Origin of the sequence: uncultured Roseibium sp. (assembly GCF_947494555.1) — a bacterium.
In the GTDB taxonomy this organism is placed as follows: domain Bacteria; phylum Pseudomonadota; class Alphaproteobacteria; order Rhizobiales; family Stappiaceae; genus Roseibium.
On record NZ_CANLVF010000002.1, the window covers coordinates 1,325,160 to 1,347,471 of the forward strand.

Below are 22,312 nucleotides of genomic sequence, written 5' to 3' on the forward strand. Positions count from 1 at the left end.
CAGAAGTGTCCACGCGTGCTTGTGGCTTTCCATCACCTCTCATTCGTTGCGATTGCGGTGAATGTCGGCTTTGCGGAGTGAAGCGAAGACGAACGAACGACCAAAATGAAATCGCCGGAATTCCAAACAAAAACGTAACAAATACAGGATCCTAACCGCGCTTCTTTTGGCCGCTCCAGCGCTGGAGCAGCAACTACCTCTGCTTGCTGGCTCCAAGTTGCTGTTCGCTCAGGACTTTTTTTTCAGAAGATATGATCGCAACCGCCCAGCTTGTTCCTCGGATGCGGGGGTATGGATCATCAATTTGAGATCGGATCGACCCTCTACCGAAAAGGTCGAAAAATCCATCTCGATCGTGCCAAGCTCTTGATGAAACAGCCGCTTGGTCCCTTCGCCGCGTCCGGTGATTTCGTTTTCGCTCCAAAGGCTCTTGAACTCCGGACTGGCCACCGACAGGTCCTCTACAAGCTTTGCGATATCCACATTCGCGCCTGCGCGCGCAGCATCTGCCCGAAACCTCGCAACTACGTAGCGGGCAACACTGTTCCAATCTTCCCGATTGCTGGTGTGGCCGGTCCGAGAAAACAATATCCGCAGAACATTGCGCTGTTCGGGCCTGAGCTTTCCGTAGTCTGTCAGGATGAGCGCTGCCGCCCGGTTCCAGGCATGAACGTTCCAGGTGGCATCTAGTATGATGGCGGGACAGTCGACGATAGCGTCGAGGACGCGTTGCAGCCGCGGTGTGATTGCCTTCTCGGGCCTGTGCCGCACCTCGGGAACATGTCCGAAGGCGAGGATATGCAGATGCTCCCTTTCAGCCTCTGTGAGCATCAGCCCGGCTGCGATGCGGTCAAGTACGTTGGCCGAAGGTGCACCGCCCCGCCCTTGCTCAAGCCACGTGTACCAAGTCGGGCTGATGTTCGCCCGCAGCGCCACTTCTTCACGGCGCAGGCCTGGCGTGCGCCGTCGGCCGACGGGAAAACCGAATGCTGCGGGATCCAGACGCGCGCGCCGGTTCTTCAAAAACTGTCCGAGACTTTTTTCATTCTGAGGCATGATGATCCGGTTATTAATTATACCAGGATAAAGTCACTACTTTAACATGATAAGATTTTGTTCGAAATGCCTCTCCGGACAACAATGGAGAGTTTAGAATGCGCGTATTTCTGACAGGAGCCAGCGGATTCATTGGATCTCGGATATTGCCAGAGCTGCTTGCCCATGGGCATGACGTGATTGGCATGACAAGGTCCGACGCTGGTGCCAAATTGGTTGCAGCAGCAGGCGCGACACCTTTTCTTGCCTCGCTGGAGGACCCCGCCAGCGTCGCCGCCGGTGCCGAGGAAGCTGACGCGGTGATCCACACGGCGTTCGACCACGATTTCACGAAGTTCGCTCAAAACTGCGAGAAGGATAGGCGGGCCATTTTGGCACTCGGGGCGGCACTTAAGGGCTCTCACCGACCATTGATGGTCACGTCCGGCACCGGAATGGGAGACCCAGGAGACGGCGGCCCGGCAACCGAGGCGCATTTCAACGCCCAAAATCCAAATCCGCGTGTGCTCTCGGAACTCGCTGTCGAGCAATTGCTCGACGATGGTGTGAATGTCAGGGTCATGCGTCTGCCGCAGGTCCACGATACGACCCGCCAGGGGCTGGTTTCACCCTATATCCAGATCTCGGTGCAAACAGGATCGGTCGCCTATACCGGCCCTGGCCTCAATCGCTGGCCCGCGGCACATGTCCAGGACGTTGCGGCGCTCTTTGCTTGCGCATTCGACAAAGGCGACCCCGGCACGCGCTATCATGCCGTCGCCGAGGACGGCATCACGATCCGTCAGATCGCAGAAACCCTCGGCGCAAAGTTAAAGCTGCCTGCTGTCTCAATTCCTATGGAGCAATTGGAGACCCATCTTGGCTGGCTTGCACCTTTTGCCGGCCTCGACATGCCAGCCAGCAGCGAATGGACACGTGCGCAGCTGAATTGGAACCCCAACGGCCCGGATCTGATAACAGACCTTCATAACCTGGACATCACGTGATCGTAGTTGCCCGGAGAATAGACACCCTGCCCGGGAATTCCGCGAGCGTTAGGCACCTGGGCAGCTTTTCTCGCGACGCAAGTGCGAGTTGCCTTTGACCTTGGTCTGAGCCAGTGTCCGAAATGGGTCAGGAAGAGATTGTCAGGATTAAGTCACTGCGACGATAGTGCGAATGTTCATGCAACCTGGATGCTCGATCGCTAGCGTTCCTTTGCTGACTTTCCGGCGAGCCAATGCGAATTGGCGACCGTGGAAAGATGAAGGAACCGCGCACCGTCTGACGCGCGGGCATGAAAACGCCGAATTTGCGCCGATTGACCCAAGTACTCTCAGCAGCGTTCTGAATTTCAAATGCGGATGACTGCAAGCAGCTCGCTCCGGATAGCTGGATTGCAACACGCAGTGCCGATAAACTCCCGGCAATCGAAGATCTCGGCTCTCCCGATTTTGTCAGAATATTCCCATGTTAAGAAGCTCACTTGCTTCCCTTAAGTAAAGCAGTTTAAATCGAGATGCTGGCCATCCGGCGTCCCGTGACAACAGGCCTCGAGAACTTATTTTCGCCAGCGCACTTGTTTGTAGAGATTATCAACGGATCCCTTCCGAAGGAGTGGTCAGGTGTATTTTAATAGCGGCAACGCATTACGATCCTTTTGCCTTTTTTTCACATTCCTGCTTTTCACGGTCTCTGCACAAGCCGAAAAGCGTGTTGCACTGATCGTCGGCAATGGGTCGTATACTTGGGCAGGAACGCTCGAAAACCCGGTCAACGACGCCCGGAAACTGGGCGACATCCTAAGGGGTCTCGATTTTGAAGTTCAGCTAGAGGAAAATCTGCAGCGCTCCACATTTGTGGAAGCGATCCGGACGTTTTCCAAGTCCCTTGAAGGGGCCGATGTTGCACTGTTTTTTTATGCCGGACACGGTATTCAGGTGGCCGGTGAAAACTATCTGGTACCTGCTGATGCCAATCTCCAGGAAGAAAGCGATATCAATGTTGAGCTGATCGCCGTCAAGTCGCTTTTGAAACAGATGGAAGGCTCGGCGAAAACCAAGATCATTCTGCTCGACGCCTGCCGAAATAACCCCTTCACAACGGGTCTCGCCCGCTCGATGGGCACGAGATCGGTCGAAGTCGGACAAGGCCTTGCGCGGGTTGATTCCGGACCTGGCACGTTGATCGCCTACGCAACGGAGCCGGGAAATGTCGCGCTTGATGGAACGGACGGAAACAGCCCTTTCACCAAAGCACTTCTGAACCATATCTCCACACCCAATCTGGACGTTGCCCGTATGCTGCGGCGGGTCAGGACGGATGTGATTGAAACCACCGAAGGCGCCCAGATCCCATGGGAAAACTCATCTTTGCTCCTGGATTTCACCTTCAAGCCAGCCAGTCAGGACGCGGTGGAACTTGCGTCGAGCGAAGAAGCCCTATGGGAAGCGGTCAGATATGGAGACAATCCGGATGAAGTCCGCCTTTACCTGGAACGTTTTCCAAACGGCCAATTTGCAGTGAGCGCATTGGAGCTGCTGAACAATACCCTTGGACACAAACATCCCTCCATTTCGGACAACCAGGACGCCAAGGCCCTTCAGTCAACGTCGTCACCGGTGAAGACGTGCCTGACGGTTGAGAACACTGACCTCGGGCTTGGCGTGCCCGATGGCGTGGTGCAAGCCTGTTATGACGCGGTTGCGCTGTTTCCCAACTCTGCAATGCTCCGATTGCTTTACGGCAAGGTTCTCGATCGCTCGGGCAACGAACCGGAGGCTGCGCGCCAATACAGGCAATCAGCGGAACTCAACAATACGAATGCCATGATTGAACTGGCCATTGCCTATGACCTTGGAAAGGGCGTCGAATGGCAGCCGGAAGAAACGCTGCGGCTGCTAAACAAGTCCGCCCGCCGGGGCAACGCCGAAGCCATGACCCATCTCGCGCATTTGTATACTGAAGGAAATCTCGTCGACTATGATGAAATCAAGGCATTCCAGTGGTTTCAAAAGGCGGCCGAGGCCGGAAATCCGGAGGCGGCGTTTTATGTCGCCGGAGCCTATGACAGGGGCGAAGGCGTTGCACAGAACGATATCAAAGCGCGCTTCTGGTACCAAAGCGCCCTGACATCGGACGACGACGGATTGGCGGCGACCAACCTTGCATGGATGTATCTTGAAGGGCGCGGTGGAGACAAAGACACCGAGCGGGCCCGCGAGCTGTTGGAACAGGCCGCAGCGGCAGACGATGTGATTGCGATGCGGGAACTGGCCCGTCAATACCTCGCCGGTACGTTCCAGAGCGATCAGAAGGAAATCGCCGTCGACTGGCTCATGAAGGCGCTCAAGTCCGGCGGCAGGATCGAGGCAGAGTACTGGTTTCTGACCAATTCCGGCGACTACCCGCGTTCCTTCAACAAAGCGGTTCAACGCCGGCTGAAGGAGGCCGGAACCTATCACGGCAAAATTGACGGCAAAATCGGGGACCAATCGCTTCAGGCGCTTTTCCAATACGCGGATCGGTGACGCACTCAACAGCCATGACGGTGGTGGGGTGGTGCCGCGCTTGCCATGTCTGGCCTTTTGGTCCGTCGCATGTGGCAAACCCGAACAAACGGCATGATGCCGGATGACCAACACGACCTATTTCGGTCGGCATATTGCACAAAAAGATTTGATACCGGGCGCGCAAAAAACTTTTCAAGGGAGGCTTAAGACAATGAGCGCATTTCATACATATCGAGATTCCTACGGTGAGCGTTGGCAGTATGATCCAGAGACGGTCGAGCGCGTCATAATGGCCTACGAGTTTATGAGCGCGTTGCCTTCCAAGTCGGATTTGCGCCACGAGAAGCTTGGACTACTGAGCGGCACAATGCCGGTAATCGATTGCGACGTTAAGAAAGTAAAGGAGCTGGCAAAGAACGAGTTCAAAGATTCTTTGAACTTCTTTCATGTAACCCGCAAATCAAGTGGGCGTAGAGCTTTCGATGATCTTGTTTATTATCTGTCATCAACAAGGCAGATGCGCGGCATACATCAAGATTATGTCGCTACGATACAGAAGTACCAGAAAATGGCCATCGATCGAACAACCCGAAACGCGGAAATGGCGAAATTTGCCCGAGACACCGGTTTTACAATCGTGATGATCTACGCCAATTGCTGCGGGGCGTCCTTGGTTGGCGCTGGTGCTGCAGCGATTGGAGCAGGTGGCAAAGGCGTTGCCAAGTATCAGGATACCGGCAAGTTTGACGCGGCCGCGATTGAGTCACTCGGTCAGCTAGTCGGATTTGGCTGGGGTGCTGCGGCCAGTGTAGGGAATGTAGAAGGCATAGGTAAGGGCATTATGGTCGGCCTTGGCATGATTCAGGGGGCAGCATTTACGGTTGGCGCGGGATCTGTTGAAAAAATGCCCGCCTCTGAAACTCTCACCAAGATCGGCCTTGATGTACTGGCAGGTCTTGTCGGCGAGGGAGTGAGCCACTATGCGGGGAAGAGCCTTCAACAATACAGAGAGGCCTATCAACAGGCCAAGAAGACAATCGACCCTGATCAGATGGAACAGATTGTCGGTACGACGAGCGGCGTTTTGATAGATACCGCCAAGGGCCAGGTGGAACGAGCCGTGTCAGCAAAAAAGAAACAAAACCGGGCCAACCCCGCACTCATCGCTGCAAGGAGCAATGCTCAACGCGACGTAATAATGAACGTAATGCGAAAGTGCTGATTATCACGAGCAGGAATCATCAGGCGGATATCAAAGGCTTCAATCGTTCCAAAGCCAGCTTTGACTCTCGCAACAGGATCCGCGTGAATGTGGTTCGTTCAGGCGCGGACCTAACTGCAGACGCCGCCACTCTGGGACGCTGCCAGCAGCGTTCTGTTTCCGGGCTCGAAAGAACCACAATTCATCACGGGAACAATGCTCAATCTGGATGCCGGCTCCTACCGCAAGGCTAAAACGGTACCAAACCAAAGCACTAAAGGCAGGATATGCTTTTTTTGCGTTGCAGGCATTGATGCAGGATGCAGCAAACAACTGCTCTCAGTCTATCCCAGCGCTTCGCTGTGTCCTGATTAAATGTCAGCTTTCGGGCAGTCGCAATTAATAGCTTGATGTCCGATTTGGGAGCGCAAAGCGGTCATCGACTTCAATCGCAGCGCGGAAAACACGGCGACAGCAACGGCCAGACGCGATTTGGCTGAAAATGAGGGCAGATTGGCGGGGTTGACCAAAAATTAACTGTTACTCTACCGGTAAGCAACGCTGCGTGGTTGCTCTCTATTGTTTGAAGAATGCGCGGTTTCGATTCACTGCGAAGCCGCCTGGTCTATTTCGTTCGAAGATTAATGGAGAGGCGGTTTCAACGAAACTTTAAAGATCCAGATTCGGACCTGAGGCGTGTCAGGCCGATGATCCGTTGAACCTGATCAAAAGGCGTTTTGCTTTAAATCTTCGCAAGAATTTACTTAGGGGTAAAAATTCAAATGCAGAAATTACTTCTAGTGGCTGCGGTTTCAATTCTGATACCGACGATTTCACAAGCGGCCCCCGTCGACCTTTCCGGCTGGACGGAAAACGGACGACCGAACAACAATGCGGGTACCTGGACTGTGCAAGGTGTCAATAATGACTCTGTCGTGCAGTCAAGCAATGGCAATCCTACGGTCTTCTTTGACCCCACCGCCAATTCCCAAGGTACCTCGCTTGGGGGCAGCATCACGGTCGAAACAACCGGTGACGATGATTTCATCGGCTTCGTCCTGGGTTATCAGAGCAATGAGATAAATAGTACGAACGCTGACTTTTGGCTCATCGACTGGAAACAGAATGACCAGAGCCCGGCTGTAGACGGGTTGGCTTTAAGTAAAGTCAGTGGCGATCTCACGACGACGTCAGGTTCGTCAAACGGAGGTTGGTGGAATCACGCCGGCCCGATTTCCGAAGTGCAGAGAGCCGCGAATCTGGGCAGCACTGGATGGAACGACAATCAGACCTATCTATTTGATATCATTTTCACATCGGCATTGATCGAAGTGAAGGTCGATGGTGTGACCGAACTGAGTTATGCAGGCTCTTTCACGGACGGCTCATTCGGATTTTACAATTTCTCCCAAAGCCAGGTGCGATATGCCGGGATAACGCAAGATGTCGTAACAACCCCAGTGCCATTGCCAGCTGCCTTGCCGTTGCTTGCGGGCGGGTTGGGGATACTCGGGTTCGCCGGTTGGCGCCGGCGCAAGTCAGTCTGAGCGAGCGCTCGCTCCATGAATTAGAAAGCGGCTTACGAGCCGCTTTTTGCACTTTGGTTCGCTAAATGCGCGTTTCGAACGAACAGAATCAGGAAAGATCGTGCCGATCCCGGCGCTGAGAGATCCATTTCGCGAGCGGACGGAAAATCAAACTTTACGCGCAACGACGAACCTGCTGTGCGGCTCCGGATAGGTGCCAGTCTCGATAATGTCGAAGCCAGCCCGGCCGATCATCAATTCAACCGACTCGAAAGAATGAATGCGCACATAGGGTGCCTTTCCAAACAACTGCATCAACTTGATCAACGGCAGAAACAGCCAGGCCTTGCTTTTCAGACAGACGGTTTTCGAGATAAACAGGCCACCCGGCTTCAACAGGCTGTTGACACGGGCCAATACACTCTCCGGGTCTTCGACGAGATGGAGATAGTTGTATCCCAGGATGGCATCATAACCTCCGTTCTTGTCGACCTCCTCGCCGAAGGCATCGGCAACGGCGAAACTCAATCCCGCCGGAGCCTCTCCTTTTTCGCGTGCGGCCTGAAGTTTTTCGTCGGCAATGCCGATCATACCCGGAGCAAAATCGGTTCCCAGGTAAGATCCGACATCACCTGCCAGCAACAGCGCCGTCGACCCGGTTCCACACCCAAGCTCGAGCACATTGTCGTTTGGTCCAAGATGCTCGAGCGTGCGTTCAAGTGTCTTTTCGTAGGCCGCCTGGTTCTTGATCGGCTGCGCGGAATACTTGCGCGCCAGACGGTCCCAGAACACCGTATTCAGGTTTTCATTTTGCGTCATCGTCATGGTCATTGGTCTTGCTTTCAAACAGTCTCGATGGGGTGATAAGGGCCGGCAACCTCGTGCAAGTCAGAGTTCCCGCAACTTGCCTTGCGGCCTACAATGGCCCGGCTCAGGTTTCGTGTCCAAACACCTGTGCCGACCCTCAGGTTTTGCGCATCAGTCAAACCTTCGTTCTTGAGCCATTCCAAGACACTTGAAGATGAAAGCTGTTGCGTACGCCATTTCAGGTGCACATATGCGCCGAACAGGGATTTCCGTGTCAGCACAAGAAGGAGCGTGCCCCCCGGCTTCAGCACTCTGAGCGCTTCGGCAAGCGCTGTTTCTGGGTCCGGCAGGTGTTCAATCGTATGCGCGCACATCACAAGATCGAACTCTTCGTCCCTGAAGGGAAGCGTCCGGATATCGGCCAGTTCCAGGCGGCATGGCACGCCTTCGGCCTGCAATGCCCTCTCCGCCAAAGTCAGCATACGGGGGGAAATATCCACGACTGACAAGTCGAATGGACGCTTCATTTCAACAGCGAAGGCCTTGGAAAGCGCTCCGCTTCCTGCACCGCAATCGAGCACCTTGATGCCAGGTGCTGGCCCCATCTGCTGCAAGTCAGGCATAATCCGGCGCACCAGGCTGCGATAGGCGGATGGGAAGCCCAGCCGCGACACCTTTCGGTCCCAACCGGGGGCAATCGCATCGTATCTGCGCTGCAGCTGATGTATCGGATAGGCCTTTCTGTTGACTGATATGTTCCAGGTTCCAAACCAACGATCGAAAACCGGAATGCGCTGGTCACGCGCGTCTAGCGTCATTTCCGTTTCCCGTTCCTTCTTCGCAGTCCAACCTGTTGCAGGAGCGATCGACCGATATCCAGGCCGCCCGCGGGTGAAGAAATCATCTCCAGAACCGAAAGCGTCATGTTGAACAATTGCAGCAAAATCCAGTGTGGGCTCATCGGCAGCACTCCTTCCACCGCGTAGTTAAGCCTTAAAAATTCGAATGGGAATTGCCGAAATTTCACTGGCTGATATACAAATTTGTATGAATTGGAAGAGCATCTCCTTTGACTGGAATCAGGCGCGCGCCTTTCTGGTAACGGCGGAAGAAGGGTCGCTGTCGGCGGCTGCCCGCGCACTCGGGCTGACGCAGCCAACGCTGAGCCGTCAGGTCGCAGCGCTGGAGGAAGCACTCGGCGTCACGCTTTTCGAGCGTGTTTCCAAAAGTCTGATCCTGACAGACGCCGGAATTGAGCTTGCCGAACATGTGCGTGCGATGGGAGAGGCCGCCAGCCGGATTTCGCTGACCGCATCCGGGCAATCCCAGCAGATCGAAGGACTGGTGACGATTTCAGCAACGGATCTCACCGCTGCTCTGATCTTGCCGGAAATACTGCGTGACCTGCGGGCCAAGGCGCCTTCCATCGAGCTCAAGATCCTGTGCACCAACAGTCTCAGCGATTTGCGCCGGCGCGAGGCCGACATCGCGATCCGTCACATTGAACCTGACCATCCGGACCTTTACGCACGCAAACTGCGCGAGGCACCTGCCAGGATTTATGCGGCCCGATCCTATCTAGAAAAGTTCGGCCGGAAACTGTCAAAGAAAGACGCACCCGGCCTCGATTTTGTCGGTTATGACAACAATGCCGAACTGGTCGGTTACCTGCGCGCCTTTGGCCTTGATGTGAGCGAAGCCAACATAAAGCTGGGGTCACCGAGCGGGATTGTCGCCTGGCAATATGTGCGCGAGGGCTTCGGTCTGTCGATCATGGCGGACGAAATCGCAGCAAGATGCCCTGAAATCCAAAGGGCCTTTGACGATGTCGAGCCGGTCACCTTTCCGATCTGGCTGGTGACCCACCGGGAACTTCACACAAGCCGCAGGATAAGAATGGTCTTCGATCATCTGGCCGATGGCTTGCTGAAGGTGAAGCGTGAGGCCGGTGCCGGATGCCGCTAAGAACTCAAGCGCCAGTTACGACACGATGAAGGCCCGACGATGCAGGCAAGGTATCACGCGGGTGAATATCCGCGAAAATCTCAATCACGTTGTTCTCCGGATCCCGAAAGAACAAGGTACGGTGCGGAAAGTCCTGGTTGGTAGGTGGTTCTATGACATCAATGCCTTTGTCGGTCAGCGCCTGATAGGCCAGATCAACATCGGCCGGTGGGACCCGGAAACTCAGCTGAATACCGGCAGAACCGTCCGATTTCCGCGGACCGTCGTAGGCGCGACCGCGCGGGCGAAGCGCCAGGAACAAAGTACCGACCCTGAAGGCGATGAAATGCCCCTCCTCCTCCTGTTCGATTTCGAAATTGAAAATGTCGATGAAGAAAGCTCTCATTTTCTTCCAATCGTCACAAAGCACGATCACGTAGTCGATGCTGCGGATCGCGCGAAGCCCGCTTCGGTCATTTATGGTCAAATCTCCCATCACGTTCAGACGAAAACTGCCTTGCCGGGTGGAAGCCCTCAACTCAGACCTTCTCACGCGGAGGGATAGAAATTCTCGGTCTAGATGCCGGGCGCTTCATGTTAAACGGACCTGGGAAAACGAATGACTTACAGGCTTCCATCACTGAACACGTTGCGAGCCTTTGAGGCTGCCGCCCGGCATCTCAGCTTCAAGACCGCCGCCGACGAACTGGGCGTTACTGCCGGCGCCGTGAGCCAGCAGGTGAAGAAGCTCGAAAACTCGCTGGGTGTGCTGTTGTTCCGCCGTCTGCCGAACGGTCTTTTACTGACAAGTGAAGGTGAAACCTATTTGCCGGCAATAACGCAGGTTTTTGAGGACCTGACGCACGCGACCGAACAGATCGCACCGGACATAAACAGCCGGAAATTTCGGGTCGGCCTGTGTCCGGCCGTGCGTGGTCTTCTTCCGGCAAACTGGCCACATCACAATGAGAACCTGCGCCGACACGTGCGCGAATGCATCGAGACCTCAGACATCGATTTGCTATTCGACAATGAACTGGATTGCCTGATCAGACCCGGAGGCGGACCGTATCGTGACCTCACGCTCGTTGTCGTCACATGCCCGCAGCGCGCTCACGACCTGCACTTTGTCTGCAGGCCAGGGACCGCCGAATGCGCACAATCCAGGGCGATTTTGGCCGATCTAGCGCAGCATTTGGCCTGTTGCGGGAAGTAGGATCGCGGTCGTCCGGACATCTTCGAAGCCTCGCATCACCGGGGCACGCTGGCGCATCGGACGAAAAACCTTGGTCGCGCCAGGGTGCAGCAAGCACGTCAATCGTCATCATCGTCTTTGTCCAGGTCAGTCGGCGTATAAGTATTGCCCTCGCCGCGCAGAAACGCACTTCCAACCGGCGATGACAGGAGATCTACAAAACTGTCGTCCTTGTTGAGAACCACCCCGATCGCAACATAGGAGGGACTTGGATCTTCGTTGTATTCCTCGTCGGAAAGTTCATCGACATCGGCCCTGATGCGCCAACCCGTATCGGGGTATTTGTCACTTTCCTCATGTTCGGGCGGTTCGCGGTACAGGAACCCGATGCGCGCGCGACCCTCAAGGACCGCGTCATCCACAAAGCAACGGGCAAACCAGCGGTTAAAGCCACTCTTGAAGCGTTCCTTTTGGGCCGGGTCCTCCCAATCGACGCTGATAATGTGAAAGAGGCTGAAATCGATGTTGGCGCCGCATTCCAAACCTGGAATGTCCGCCGGATCGTTGTCCAGGGTTCCAGTCAACCGATCTTCCTCTCTTCTTTCCACCTTCACCCACATGCGCTCCGCGCCATAGGTTTCTGTCGGCGGAACAGCCCTGAAGATCAGTTGCACCAGCTGGCCGGGCGCAATCTCGGAGAGCTCCTCTTCACTCGGCAGGTAAAACGTGTAGGGCGCTTCCCGCTGGTTGGGCCGGGGATCAAGCAATTCGTAGACGTCAGCAGCCATTTTTCCGAAGGTCCCAGAACATTGACGGGCGACATCCCGTCCTTCCTTGCCCAGACCGGCCCTGTCTCACCGCGGCTTGGCAAACGATGCGTCTTCGGTGCCCTTCAGGCAGGCCACGATCCAGGGGTAACTGTCGGTCACGTAGTAGGCATAGGCACCGTTGACGGTCATGCCGTTGCACTCATCCAGATCACCAGCTCCCGTGAATTCGTAGTTGGAGCGGTAGAGGCCATTATAGGCGCCTCCCGGGTTACCATCACCTGACGGCCGGTTTCCGGTTTTCAGTGTATATCCGGGGATAGGTTTGTGTACTGTCTCCCCAATCACAATCACACGCTACGACACTAACAAACAGCTTAGTTTCGAACCCCGTCTTTTGAAACCTCTTTAGTGAACGAATAGCGCTTTATCTCAGCATCCAGTTGAGCACGAGGCGCCAGTCGGTCATGCGGATCGGTGTGCCGTGTGTGCCGGTGTCGAAAAGCGTGAACTTGATCGGATACCCCGGAGCGCGGGATTTGATCTGCTTGTAGAAATTGGCCTGCGTCTCCCAATTGTAGACACGGTCCAGAGTCCCCTGCCCCATGTAGATGGGAACATTGCGCGAGAGCGCGCCAGAGCCAAGGAAATTCGGATCCTTCGGCGAGCCCAGGAGCATGATGCCGCTCAGAAGCCGGGAGTAATTGGCGTTGCGCACCAGGTTCCAGCAGATGATCCCGCCCATCGAGCCGCAGGCGACAACCACTTTTGCTCCGGGAGAAAGCTGTTTCTGATACTGGATCAACGCGGCAACATCCGCGGTCCCGCGCTTGTCGAAATTCTTGATGTCGACAGTGAGGTAGGCGCCGCCGTTGCGCACCATCAGGTTCTGGACCCGGTTGAAGTTGCCGCCGAATGAGACGTCGTTCATGCCCTGGAAACGGTTGCCTCCCTGGCCGTGAATGTAGATGACGATCGCCCTGGCACCGCCTTTCCACTTGCCCGTTCCCATATAGGAGATCGTGCGGCCATTCGCCTGCAGTTCGGCGCTGCCCCTACCGCGCTTCGGCTTGTAGGAGACATAATTGCCGAACACCTTGCGTTCATCGACCTCGTCGCGGTCCCGCAAGTCGCGCTGCTTGGAGTATTCGACGACGATAAAGTCGCCGTCATAAAGCGTTTCGGTGATCTTCTTGTACTTGAACAGGCGATCCTTGTACGGCTTCAGGACATCCGCCTGAGCCACGCCGGAAAATGCAACGGCGGCTCCCACCATCAATCCGCCGACCAGCGGGGCCAGGCGAACAGACATCAATCGTTGCAGCATTAAGCGTCCTTTGTTCCGAAAAGGCGTTTCAACATGGTGAGCATTAACCTACGCGTCGCGCATTTCCAGCGCAATTGCCTGCACGGCAAAAACCGGCTCCCGTTCACATGTGACGACACAAGACCCTTTTCGTCCGCAAGCATGCGACTGTCCGTTGCCGGCATCGATGAATGGCCGCAAGGCCAGGGTGCCGTTTTATGCCAATGGAAGAACTACCGAGAAAACCCCGAAGGTTATCCACACTGCCTCTGACAGGCTGAATAACTTCCTCGCAAATTGCGAATTTAAGGAATTGGTAACCATAAAAACCCAAGACTTTTCAAGAGATAGGTCCGAAAGAGACCGAACCGCAAGACGATGCACGGCAAGTTCAGGAGAACCCAGATGCCAGTCATTTCCTTCGCAAACGCAAAAGGCGGCGCCGGCAAGACCACAGCTGCGCTGTTGCTGGCGACAGAAGTCGCGGCACGGGGAAAGCGCGTGACCATCTTCGATGCCGATCCGCAAAAGTGGATTACGAAGTGGTACGAGCTGCCGGAGAATAACCCCGGCATTTCGGTCGTCAGCGAAATGTCACCGGCCTCCGTTACCGAACAGATCACCCACGCGGCCGAGTACTCGGATTATGTGATTGTCGACCTGGAAGGCACGGAGAACCTCATTGTTGCCAATGCGCTTTCGGTCTCGGATCTGGTCGTCATCCCAATCCAGGGGTCTTCGATGGACGCACGCGGCGGCGCCAAGATCCTGACCCTGATCAAGAAGCTTGAAAAAATCGTGCGGCAGGACATCAAACACTGTGTTGTCCTGACACGCACGAATGCCGCCGTGACCACCCGCGCCATGAAGGCCGTCCAGGACTTCCTCGCGGCTCAGAACATCGATGTCCTTATGACACCGATCGTCGAGCGGGCCGCCTTCCGCGACCTGTTCGAATTCGGCGGCGGATTATCGACACTCGACGCGTCGGTCGTTTCGGGCGTTGCCAAGGCACGGGAAAATGCATCGCTTTATGCAGCCGAGATCCTGGAACGCGCCATCAAGGTTCCCAGAAAACGCTGGTACAACATTTTCAAACGCGCCAGCTGACCCTTAGCTAGCCGCGTTTCCTGAAGCCGGGCACTGCCCGGCTTTTTGCGTTCCCCGCTTGTTTGCTACAAACGCCCGATTAAAGTGAGATGATTCCAGATGCCGGAAATCAACCGGCTGCCGACTTGGGAGGAAATCATGTTCTTGTCTCAGCTCCGTGCAGCCCTGGCCTGCGCCGCCTGTATATTGCTGGCAGGCTGCTTCGGCGAAGACGGAGACGTTGCGCTCGGCACACTTGAACGGGACAGGGTCGCACTGACCGCAACCGCCAACGAAGTGCTGATAGATCTGCCGGTTCCGCAGGGCACATTTGTTCAAAGAGGCACCGTTCTTGCGCAATTGAACCCGGCCGAACAACAGGCCATCGTCAACCAGGCCCGCGCCGAAGTGCAAAAGGCCGGCGCCAACCTGGACAAGCTGGAAAACGGTGCGCGCGAAGAGGAAATCGCCAAAGCGCGCGCAAGCGTCGCCGGAGCCAATGCGGAGCTGGTTGATGCCGAGGCCTCGTTCCAGCGCTACAACGACCTGACCGGACGCGGGACAACCAGCCAGGCCCAGCTTGACAGCGCCAGGGCAAGCCGTGATGCCGCCGTGGCAAGCCTTGAGAGCGCCGAAGAAGAGCTGAAAGAACTCGTCACCGGGTCCCGCCCCGAGGATATTGCAATCGCAAAGGCAGAGCTTTCCGCTGCACAAGCCAGTCTCGCCACGCAAGAGACGATCCTCTCCGACCTGACAATCGTCGCCTCCCGCGACGGGGTTCTCGACAGCCTGCCCTGGAATCTTGGCGAACGGGTCACCGTTGGAAGCCCCGTAGTGGTGCTGCTTGCAGGCGATGCGCCCTATGCGCGGGTCTACGTTCCTGAACCGCACCGGGTGAAAATCAAGGAAGGCGACAGGCTCGAAGTCAGGGTCGATGGGCTCGACGGTGCCATCGAAGGCCGCGTCCGATGGATCAGCTCGGACCCATCCTTCACGCCTTACTATGCGCTCAATCAGTCGGAACGTGCTCGTCTCATGTATGTTGCCGAAATTCAGCTTCCCGAAAGCGCCTCTGATCTTCCGAACGGGGTGCCCGCGCAGGTGGTTCTGCCGTGAGCCGTCACGACGCGGATATCGTCGTGCGCGCCGAAGGGCTGGTCAAATCATTCAAGGGCTTTCGCGCGGTAGACGGGCTCGACCTGACCATCGAACGCGGCATGATCTACGGATTTCTGGGGCCTAATGGCTGTGGCAAAACCACGGCCATGCGGATGCTGACGGGGCTGCTCACCCCGACGGAGGGCTCTGTCGAAGTGCTCGGCCTGTCGGTTCCCAAAGACGCTGAAACCCTCAAGTACAAAATCGGCTACATGACCCAGGCCTTCTCGCTCTATGGCGACCTGACCGTTCAGGAAAACCTCGATTTCATGTCGACGATCTATGGACTAACGGGCCAAAGACGGAAGGACCGGGTTCGGGAAGTCATGAGGCGATATGAACTTACGGACCTCAAGGACAGGTTTGCTGGCAAGATGAGCGGCGGGCAGAGACAGCGTCTCGCCCTCGCCACCGCTGTCCTGCACGAGCCTCAACTGTTGTTTTTGGACGAACCGACATCCGCCGTGGATCCTGAGTCGCGGCGCCATTTCTGGGAGCAGCTTTTCGACCTGGTCGATGACGGGACGTCGATCGTCGTCACGACCCACTTCATGGACGAGGCCGAGCGATGTCACAAGATCGCGATCCTGGAAGCGGGGCAAAAGCGGGCGGACGGTGCTCCGAAGGACCTGATGGCGGCCATGGGTGCAAATGTCATCGAAATCGAAGGCCCGAACCTGCGGGACATCCGCCGTCAACTGCTCGGTTCAAAGGGCATTATGGCAGCAGCACAGCTTGGGGCGCGGTTACGGGTGCTCGTGGCAGACGACATTGCGGATCCGGAAGCATTTTTGAAAGCAAAGCCGGAAACCGACGGCGCTACACTGATCGAACGCGTGCGGCCAAACCTTGAAGACGTTTTCGTCACCGCGACGGGGGAAGGCCGCCAATGAGATCGCTGTCGCGCATATCGGCGATCTTTTTCAAGGAGCTGGCCCAGCTGCGCCGCGACCGGATGACCTTCGGCATGGTGATCATGATCCCGCTGATCCAGCTGATCCTGTTCGGGTACGCTATCAATACAAACATTCGCGACATCCCGGTCGCCGTCGTCGACCAGAGCCAGACAGGCCTCAGCCGTATTCTGATCCAGATGGTCGAGGCGACGCGGGTCGTCAAAGTGACCGAACGCCTGTCGACACCGGAAGAAGCGGAAGCAGCGATCAAGGCGGCACGTGTCAGAGCCGCCTTCATCCTGCCTGAAGATCTTTCCAAGCGCATCGTGCGGTCGCCCGCCGTCGGTCTCGGAACCCCGCCGTCAACAGACGAGGAGACAAGCCGGCCTGTGGCTCAATGGATCGTCGACGGATCAGATACGATGATCGCAGGTGCTATCAAGTCCTTGCGGTCAATGCCACTTTCGGAACTTAACCGCCAGGCGCCGAACCGGTCGACACCGACATTCGAAGTCGCCCTCTTTTTCAATCCAGAACAGATAACGGCAATTAACATCGTTCCCGGTCTGGTCGGTATCATTCTCACGATGACAATGATCATGTTCACGTCCGCCGCGATCGTTCGCGAGCGTGAACGCGGCAACATGGAAATGCTGATCAACACACCGGTGCGGCCGATGGAGCTGATGATCGGCAAGATCATCCCCTACATCTTCATCGGTCTGTTGCAGACTGTGATCATACTTGGCCTCGGACACATTCTGTTCAATGTGCCGTTCGGGTCAAAAACCTTCGACCTCCTGGTTGGAACGCTGCTTTTCATCGGCGCCAGCCTGTCGCTGGGGCTGGTCCTGTCGACCATTGCACAGAGCCAGCTGCAGGCAACCCAGATGACCGTCTTCGTGCTGCTGCCCTCAATCCTTTTGTCCGGTTTCATGTTTCCCTATGAAGGCATGCCGGTGATCGCGCAATACATCGCCGAAGCGTTTCCGGCGACCCATTTCATGCGCATGGTCCGGGGTTTTGTCCTGCGCGATGCAGGCCTCATCGAGCTGCACAAGGACGTTCTGTGGATGATCGGTTTCTTTGTGCTCGGCATGTTCGTTGCCGCGATGCGTTTCAAGAAACGGCTGGATTGAACACCACAGACTATGCCGTTTCACGGTGGCATAGGACGCTCCAAGGCAAATCTCCAGCTACCGAACACAAGTTGCGATAGCATCCTGATCAGTGCCGAGGAACGCAAAACCTCATCCTGAGGAGCCGCTGAAGCGGCGTCTCGAAGGATCGGCCGCGAGTTTCGAAAGCTGCGGCCCATCCTTCGTGGCTTCGCTTTGCTACGCACCTCAGGATGAGGGTTGGGTTGCCAGTACAGCTGAGCGACACACTTGCCCTGTTGGTGTCGCCGCCCCCTATTTCGGTTGCGGCCCCGTGTCCACGCGAGGGTTTGCGGTTCTCAGAACGGGTGTCTGCTCCGAGACGTTCTCGCGGCTTTCGCGCCAGACTACGAAGATGCCCGACAGGATGATGACAGACGAGCCTATGGCGACATAACGATCCGGTGTTTCGGCGAAAAACAATGCGCCGAACAAGGTCGCCCAGAGGATCTGGCTGTATTGAAGCGGTGCAACGAAGGCCGCCGGTGCGGCCCGGTAAGCGCCCAGAATGCAAAGCTGGGCGAGTACCGAGAGGAAACCGACAATCGCCATGAGACCGAGATCCGGAAGTGTTACCGGCACATAGACAATGGGCAAAGTCATCGACATCACCAGCATCGACAGGAGCATCGGAAAAAGGATCAGTACGGCGGGGCGTTCCTTACCGCCGAGCTTTCTGGCCAATATGGACGACATGGCGCTCGCCGCAGCGGCGATCAGGCCCGCAATGTGTCCTGGCGTCAATTCTGTCACACCGGGCCGGAGGACAATCAGGACTCCGATGAGACCGACCAGAACCGCCCCCCAGCGCTGCATTCTGACTGTTTCGCCGAGAAGCGGGACCGACAGGGCTGTCACGAGAAGCGGCGTTGCAAAGAGCAGGGAATAAACTTCCGCCAGAGGCAGAACCGTAAAGGCGTAGAAAGCGCAAGACATGGCGATGATGCTCAATCCCGCACGGCACAGGACCAGAACCGGGAAATGCGGACGGAAATTGTCGATCGCCTTGTCGGCAAGCATGATGATCGACATTGGCACAAACGCGAACAACATCGAAAAGAAGATGATCTGGAAGACCTGATAAGTCGCACCGAGGGACTTGATGACGGCGTCATGGGTCGAGAACAGAGCGAAGGCGCCGAGCGCTGCGAGGAGGCCCTTGAGCGTAGCTGTCATAGCTGAAGCCTTGTACGGGTTTTCAGATCTGCATGCATGTCGCGCAATTGCCGCACCCTGAACCGCCCGCACGTGGGAATGTGCCTTCAGTTCAGCAACTCACCGGTCAAGCGATGCGCGCAACACTGTCATTACCAGAAAGAGGCCCTTCACCAAAGACCTGCCCCAGACCGGCGAGGGCGTTAATTCACATCAGAAAACCATCAACGCCGGGTTCCGGGCGTAATTCAGACGAATACCCGGGCCAACGTTGCAACGGCCAGCGCCGTGGCAGCCCGCTTCGGCCCGTCAAATTCAGAAGCAGCCTGTCCTGGTACCGTCAGGCTGACACGATTGAGATCGGTTGCCTCGAGCTGATCCAGATCAGCCGACTTGGCCGCCTCTTCCGCAGATACGCGGATCTCGTCCAGCATCCGGACCAGACCCTGCCAAATATGAAGGGGTGGCGCCTCGTTTGTTTCGCACCAGCGAATAATTTCGTCCGTCGATACGTCCAAAGCGGCTGCGGCCTCTTCCATCGAGAGGCCGATATACCTTACCATATCACTGAAATTACTCATATTTTAACCCCAGACGAGAAACGCCGGAACACATCCGACTTCCTATAGTGCGCTGCAATATGGCGAAATTCCAGCATTTTACGCGAATTTAGTTAAATCCTGCTCCGGCGAAGCAATTTCACGCGGAAAAACACGTGTGATTCTCGTCGCGGTTCTTGGCAATTCTCGCGAGCATCAACAGCGGCAAATCATCGTCAGGATTGGTTGATCCGTCAATTGTCTGAAATTGTTCAAAAAAATCGATATCGGTGGAAAACGGACCGCCTCTGCTATGTAAGGTGCGGTTAATGCTAGGTTTATCCGACCAAATCAATCAACCAGACAATGCCGCCGGAACTCTTAGATGAAGTTCAAGGGAAAATCCTTTATCGCAATCGTTCTGTCACCGGAACTGCCCTTTGACGACTGGCTCAGGGAAGTCGACAGAATCATTGCGCGCTCTCCAGGGTTTTTTATCGACCGTCCGATCATTCTCGATGTGCGGGGCAGCAATATCGCGATTGAGGATCTGGAGCAGCTTCTTGCGGATCTGCGTGAAAGATCGATACGTGTGATGGGCATAGACGGCGTGGCCGGAACCCGTCTGAAAGACGGAATGCCGCCGAGTTTTGGCGGCGGGCGCCTGACTTCGGATGTGGACGTGCCCGGACCAGCCGCGCAGCCAAATGGCGGTGGTGACGATACTTCGACCGACGCCAAAACCTCAAAGGCCGCGAACGGAAACGCCAGTTCCCCGGAGAAATCGGTTGAAGGAAACGACCAGGCCGCGAACGGCCATTCTTTTGCCAAGTCTCTCGAAGAGCTTGAGAATCAGCAGGCAAAGGAAGGAAACTCATCAATCGTGATCTCAGAACCCGTTCGCTCCGGCCAGAGCATTCTCCATCCGGACGGTGACGTGACCGTGATCGGATCCGTCAGTTCCGGTGCGGAGATCATCGCCGGCGGTTCCATTCACATCTATGGCGCGCTCCGCGGGCGCGCCCTTGCCGGCGTCGCGGGCAAGGGCAACGCGAGAATATTCTGCACCAAGCTTGATGCCGAGCTGGTTTCCATCAACGGGCTTTACAAGGTCGCGGACGATTTCGACGGAACCTTGCGCAATTCTCCGGCGCAAATCCGCTTCGAAAACGAAACGCTGGTCTTTGAAGAATTGAACTAACCAAGTTTCACGTGCAAAGCGTTGGGACTTAAGACAGATACAGGACGGACACCATGAGCAACGCCACAGTCGTTGTGGTCACGTCGGGCAAAGGCGGGGTCGGCAAGACCACTACTACCGCTGCAATTGCCTCGGCGCTTGCCAAAGAAGGCTATCAGGTCTGCGCGATCGATTTCGATGTCGGACTGCGCAATCTCGACCTGATCATGGGCGCCGAGCGCCGCGTCGTGTTCGACCTTGTCAACGTGGTTCGTGGCGAAGCATCGATCAAGCAGGCCCTGGTCCGCGACAAGAAACTCAGCAATCTCTTTCTGCTGCCGGCGTCGCAAACGAGGGACAAGGATGCCTTGACGGAGGAAGGCGTCGCCAGCGTGATCAGCGAATTGCGCACATATTTCGATTGGGTCATCTGCGACAGCCCGGCCGGGATCGAGCGTGGAGCCACACTGGCAATGCGCCACGCCGACGAGGCGATCATCGTTTCAAACCCGGAAGTGTCCTCGGTCAGGGACTGCGACCGCATCATCGGTCTGCTCGACGCAAAGACAAAGATTGCGGAAGACGGCGGCAGGATGCCAAAGCACCTGATGATCACGCGCTATGACTCCGACCGCGCCAAGACAGGCGACATGCTGGCGACTGAAGATGTTGTCGACATTCTCTCCGTTCCGCTTATTGGCGTCGTTCCTGAGAGCAAAGACGTCCTGAAGGCGTCAAACGTCGGCCTTCCCGTAACCCTTTCCGATGAGACCTCGCCGCCGGCTAAAGCTTATATGGAGGCCGTCCGCCGCCTGCTTGGGGAGAACATCCCGGTTACGATCCCGGAAGAGAAAAAGAGCTTCTTCGGCAAGCTCTTCAAAGGGAGGGCGGCATGAACATCCTGAGCCTCTTTGGCAAAAGAGGCGAAAGCGCCTCGGTTGCCAAAAACCGGCTGCAAATCCTTCTTGCACACGAAAGAGCCGATGACGGTTCCGATGCGGTGCTTATCTCAAGTCTCCGCGAAGACATTCTCGCAGTCGTTGCCAAACGTGTCGAAATCAACCCGGATTCCGTTCGTCTGGAAATGGACAGGTCAGGCGATGTGACAACGCTCGGCATCGATATCGAGTTGCCGGCCGCGAAAGCATCCTAGGCCCGCATCTGCATCGCTCCAAGCGCCAAAGCCGCCGGATCTTCCGGCGGCTTTTTGGTTCTCGGTTTTAACGAGCAAGATTGCTAGAGTGCTGAAAGCAGTCCGGTTCAGATATGGGAGCCTTCAATGTTTCGGCGAAATTTCGTTGTGCCGCTTGCGGTGTCCTTCTTCGCACTTCCCGGTTCGAACTCGCTTGCCGCGGAGGCTGCGAACATAAGCGGCTGCCTCGACGCCGTCGGAACCTATATGACCAGCCGTTCTTCGGTGATCGACGGGAACACCAGGATCGACCGCGGCCTGATTGCGCTGACCAATGGCGGTCACGCCCTGGTCACCGATTCAGCCGAGGGCGGTGTCAACGGCTATCAGCCCTTCTCCAGCGGCAGTGGCGCCTGGCGATGCTTGGGCAATGAGGCCGGCGAGAACAAGATCAAGATCGTGACATTCGACTTTACGACCACGCCGGATGCTGAGACTGACCGCTACATTGCGCGTGTCACTGTCTCGGCGACAGCCGATCCGGCGTCGAACTCCATTTCAGGAAATTCGCTGGTTGAGTTTCTTGCAATCGATGCCGCGCCCGATACAGCAGAAATCGTTCGCCCTTCGGTCTCCTACGACTTTACCGGCGTCAAGCTTGAGGTCAGCGAATAAGGCCGACCTGTTTCACCATCGTAATCCTGAGGGAGGCA

At 56.2% G+C, this 22,312-nt stretch carries 23 protein-coding genes; 14 read left to right on the top strand and 9 right to left on the bottom strand.

Annotated features, from left to right (window positions below; genetic code table 11):
• Positions 1-228: 228 nt before the first annotated feature.
• Complete coding sequence (locus Q0915_RS14545; protein WP_299472247.1) at positions 229-1,056, bottom strand: helix-turn-helix transcriptional regulator; 828 nt, start codon at positions 1,054-1,056, stop codon at positions 229-231.
• Between the two features lie 98 nt (positions 1,057-1,154).
• Here Q0915_RS14545 and Q0915_RS14550 point away from each other — a divergent pair, with 98 nt between their 5' ends.
• The 4 genes from Q0915_RS14550 to Q0915_RS14565 all read left to right on the top strand — a co-directional run bounded on the left by Q0915_RS14550 (position 1,155) and on the right by Q0915_RS14565 (position 7,295).
• The gene (locus Q0915_RS14550) at positions 1,155-2,042 is read left to right on the top strand and encodes an SDR family oxidoreductase (RefSeq protein ID WP_299472248.1); all 888 of its coding nucleotides are present in this window, start codon (positions 1,155-1,157) and stop codon (positions 2,040-2,042) included.
• A 618-nt stretch (positions 2,043-2,660) separates the two neighbouring features.
• Positions 2,661-4,565 (top strand): caspase family protein, encoded by a 1,905-nt coding sequence (locus tag Q0915_RS14555; protein ID WP_299472249.1) that lies wholly within the window; start codon positions 2,661-2,663, stop codon positions 4,563-4,565.
• A gap of 103 nt (positions 4,566-4,668) precedes the next feature.
• Positions 4,669-5,769 (top strand): hypothetical protein, encoded by a 1,101-nt coding sequence (locus Q0915_RS14560; RefSeq protein WP_299472250.1) that lies wholly within the window; start codon positions 4,669-4,671, stop codon positions 5,767-5,769.
• Positions 5,770-6,530: 761 nt separating this feature from the next.
• The gene (locus Q0915_RS14565) at positions 6,531-7,295 is read left to right on the top strand and encodes a PEP-CTERM sorting domain-containing protein (RefSeq protein ID WP_299472251.1); all 765 of its coding nucleotides are present in this window, start codon (positions 6,531-6,533) and stop codon (positions 7,293-7,295) included.
• Positions 7,296-7,442: 147 nt separating this feature from the next.
• On the opposite strand, the gene Q0915_RS14570 is transcribed toward Q0915_RS14565, so the two are convergent.
• Both Q0915_RS14570 and Q0915_RS14575 read right to left on the bottom strand, forming a co-directional pair.
• Positions 7,443-8,099: a class I SAM-dependent methyltransferase gene (locus tag Q0915_RS14570; RefSeq protein WP_299472252.1), complete on the bottom strand. Its 657-nt coding sequence runs from the start codon at positions 8,097-8,099 to the stop codon at positions 7,443-7,445.
• Between the two features lie 17 nt (positions 8,100-8,116).
• A complete protein-coding gene (locus tag Q0915_RS14575; RefSeq protein ID WP_299472253.1) occupies positions 8,117-8,899 on the bottom strand; it encodes a class I SAM-dependent methyltransferase in 783 nt (260 codons plus the stop codon).
• Between the two features lie 229 nt (positions 8,900-9,128).
• Here Q0915_RS14575 and Q0915_RS14580 point away from each other — a divergent pair, with 229 nt between their 5' ends.
• A complete protein-coding gene (locus tag Q0915_RS14580; protein ID WP_299472254.1) occupies positions 9,129-10,046 on the top strand; it encodes a LysR family transcriptional regulator in 918 nt (305 codons plus the stop codon).
• A gap of 4 nt (positions 10,047-10,050) precedes the next feature.
• On the opposite strand, the gene Q0915_RS14585 is transcribed toward Q0915_RS14580, so the two are convergent.
• The gene (locus tag Q0915_RS14585; protein ID WP_299472255.1) at positions 10,051-10,512 is read right to left on the bottom strand and encodes a VOC family protein; all 462 of its coding nucleotides are present in this window, start codon (positions 10,510-10,512) and stop codon (positions 10,051-10,053) included.
• Positions 10,513-10,644: 132 nt separating this feature from the next.
• On the opposite strand from Q0915_RS14585, the gene Q0915_RS14590 reads away from it, so the two are divergent.
• Complete coding sequence (locus Q0915_RS14590; protein ID WP_299472256.1) at positions 10,645-11,241, top strand: LysR family transcriptional regulator; 597 nt, start codon at positions 10,645-10,647, stop codon at positions 11,239-11,241.
• A gap of 98 nt (positions 11,242-11,339) precedes the next feature.
• On the opposite strand, the gene Q0915_RS14595 is transcribed toward Q0915_RS14590, so the two are convergent.
• The 3 genes from Q0915_RS14595 to Q0915_RS14605 form a co-directional block, all read right to left on the bottom strand.
• On the bottom strand, positions 11,340-12,008 hold the full coding sequence (locus tag Q0915_RS14595; RefSeq protein ID WP_299472257.1) for a DUF2185 domain-containing protein: 669 nt from the start codon (positions 12,006-12,008) through the stop codon (positions 11,340-11,342).
• A 66-nt stretch (positions 12,009-12,074) separates the two neighbouring features.
• On the bottom strand, positions 12,075-12,335 hold the full coding sequence (locus Q0915_RS14600) for a YHYH protein (protein ID WP_299472258.1): 261 nt from the start codon (positions 12,333-12,335) through the stop codon (positions 12,075-12,077).
• Positions 12,336-12,414: 79 nt separating this feature from the next.
• On the bottom strand, positions 12,415-13,314 hold the full coding sequence (locus tag Q0915_RS14605) for an alpha/beta hydrolase (RefSeq protein ID WP_299544299.1): 900 nt from the start codon (positions 13,312-13,314) through the stop codon (positions 12,415-12,417).
• 384 nt (positions 13,315-13,698) lie between these two features.
• Here Q0915_RS14605 and Q0915_RS14610 point away from each other — a divergent pair, with 384 nt between their 5' ends.
• The 4 genes from Q0915_RS14610 (at position 13,699) to Q0915_RS14625 (ending at position 17,575) form a co-directional block, all read left to right on the top strand.
• A complete protein-coding gene (locus Q0915_RS14610) occupies positions 13,699-14,403 on the top strand; it encodes a ParA family protein (protein WP_299472260.1) in 705 nt (234 codons plus the stop codon).
• Positions 14,404-14,541: 138 nt separating this feature from the next.
• On the top strand, positions 14,542-15,498 hold the full coding sequence (locus Q0915_RS14615; protein WP_299472261.1) for an HlyD family efflux transporter periplasmic adaptor subunit: 957 nt from the start codon (positions 14,542-14,544) through the stop codon (positions 15,496-15,498).
• Positions 15,495-16,433 carry an ABC transporter ATP-binding protein gene (locus tag Q0915_RS14620; protein WP_299472262.1) on the top strand — a complete coding sequence of 313 codons (939 nt, stop codon included), beginning with the start codon at positions 15,495-15,497 and terminating at the stop codon, positions 16,431-16,433. The genes Q0915_RS14615 and Q0915_RS14620 overlap by 4 nt, the downstream gene beginning before the upstream one ends.
• Positions 16,430-17,575 carry an ABC transporter permease gene (locus Q0915_RS14625; RefSeq protein WP_299472263.1) on the top strand — a complete coding sequence of 382 codons (1,146 nt, stop codon included), beginning with the start codon at positions 16,430-16,432 and terminating at the stop codon, positions 17,573-17,575. Before Q0915_RS14620 ends, Q0915_RS14625 begins: the two co-directional genes overlap by 4 nt.
• Positions 17,576-17,848: 273 nt before the next feature.
• Here the strand turns inward: Q0915_RS14625 and Q0915_RS14630 are convergent, their stop codons facing one another.
• Both Q0915_RS14630 and Q0915_RS14635 read right to left on the bottom strand, forming a co-directional pair.
• On the bottom strand, positions 17,849-18,769 hold the full coding sequence (locus tag Q0915_RS14630; RefSeq protein WP_299472264.1) for a DMT family transporter: 921 nt from the start codon (positions 18,767-18,769) through the stop codon (positions 17,849-17,851).
• Between the two features lie 227 nt (positions 18,770-18,996).
• Positions 18,997-19,329, bottom strand: a complete 333-nt coding sequence (locus Q0915_RS14635; RefSeq protein WP_299472265.1) for a hypothetical protein — start codon at positions 19,327-19,329, stop codon at positions 18,997-18,999.
• 343 nt (positions 19,330-19,672) lie between these two features.
• Here Q0915_RS14635 and minC point away from each other — a divergent pair, with 343 nt between their 5' ends.
• The 4 genes from minC (at position 19,673) to Q0915_RS14655 (ending at position 22,274) form a co-directional block, all read left to right on the top strand.
• Positions 19,673-20,488 (top strand): septum site-determining protein MinC, encoded by an 816-nt coding sequence (gene minC / locus Q0915_RS14640; protein ID WP_299472266.1) that lies wholly within the window; start codon positions 19,673-19,675, stop codon positions 20,486-20,488.
• A 53-nt stretch (positions 20,489-20,541) separates the two neighbouring features.
• A complete protein-coding gene (gene minD / locus Q0915_RS14645; RefSeq protein ID WP_299472267.1) occupies positions 20,542-21,363 on the top strand; it encodes a septum site-determining protein MinD in 822 nt (273 codons plus the stop codon).
• On the top strand, positions 21,360-21,620 hold the full coding sequence (gene minE / locus Q0915_RS14650) for a cell division topological specificity factor MinE (protein ID WP_299472268.1): 261 nt from the start codon (positions 21,360-21,362) through the stop codon (positions 21,618-21,620). The genes minD and minE overlap by 4 nt, the downstream gene beginning before the upstream one ends.
• A 126-nt stretch (positions 21,621-21,746) precedes the next feature.
• Positions 21,747-22,274, top strand: coding sequence for a hypothetical protein (locus Q0915_RS14655; RefSeq protein ID WP_299472269.1), 528 nt, complete (start codon positions 21,747-21,749; stop codon positions 22,272-22,274).
• The last annotated feature ends 38 nt before the right edge of the window (positions 22,275-22,312 follow it).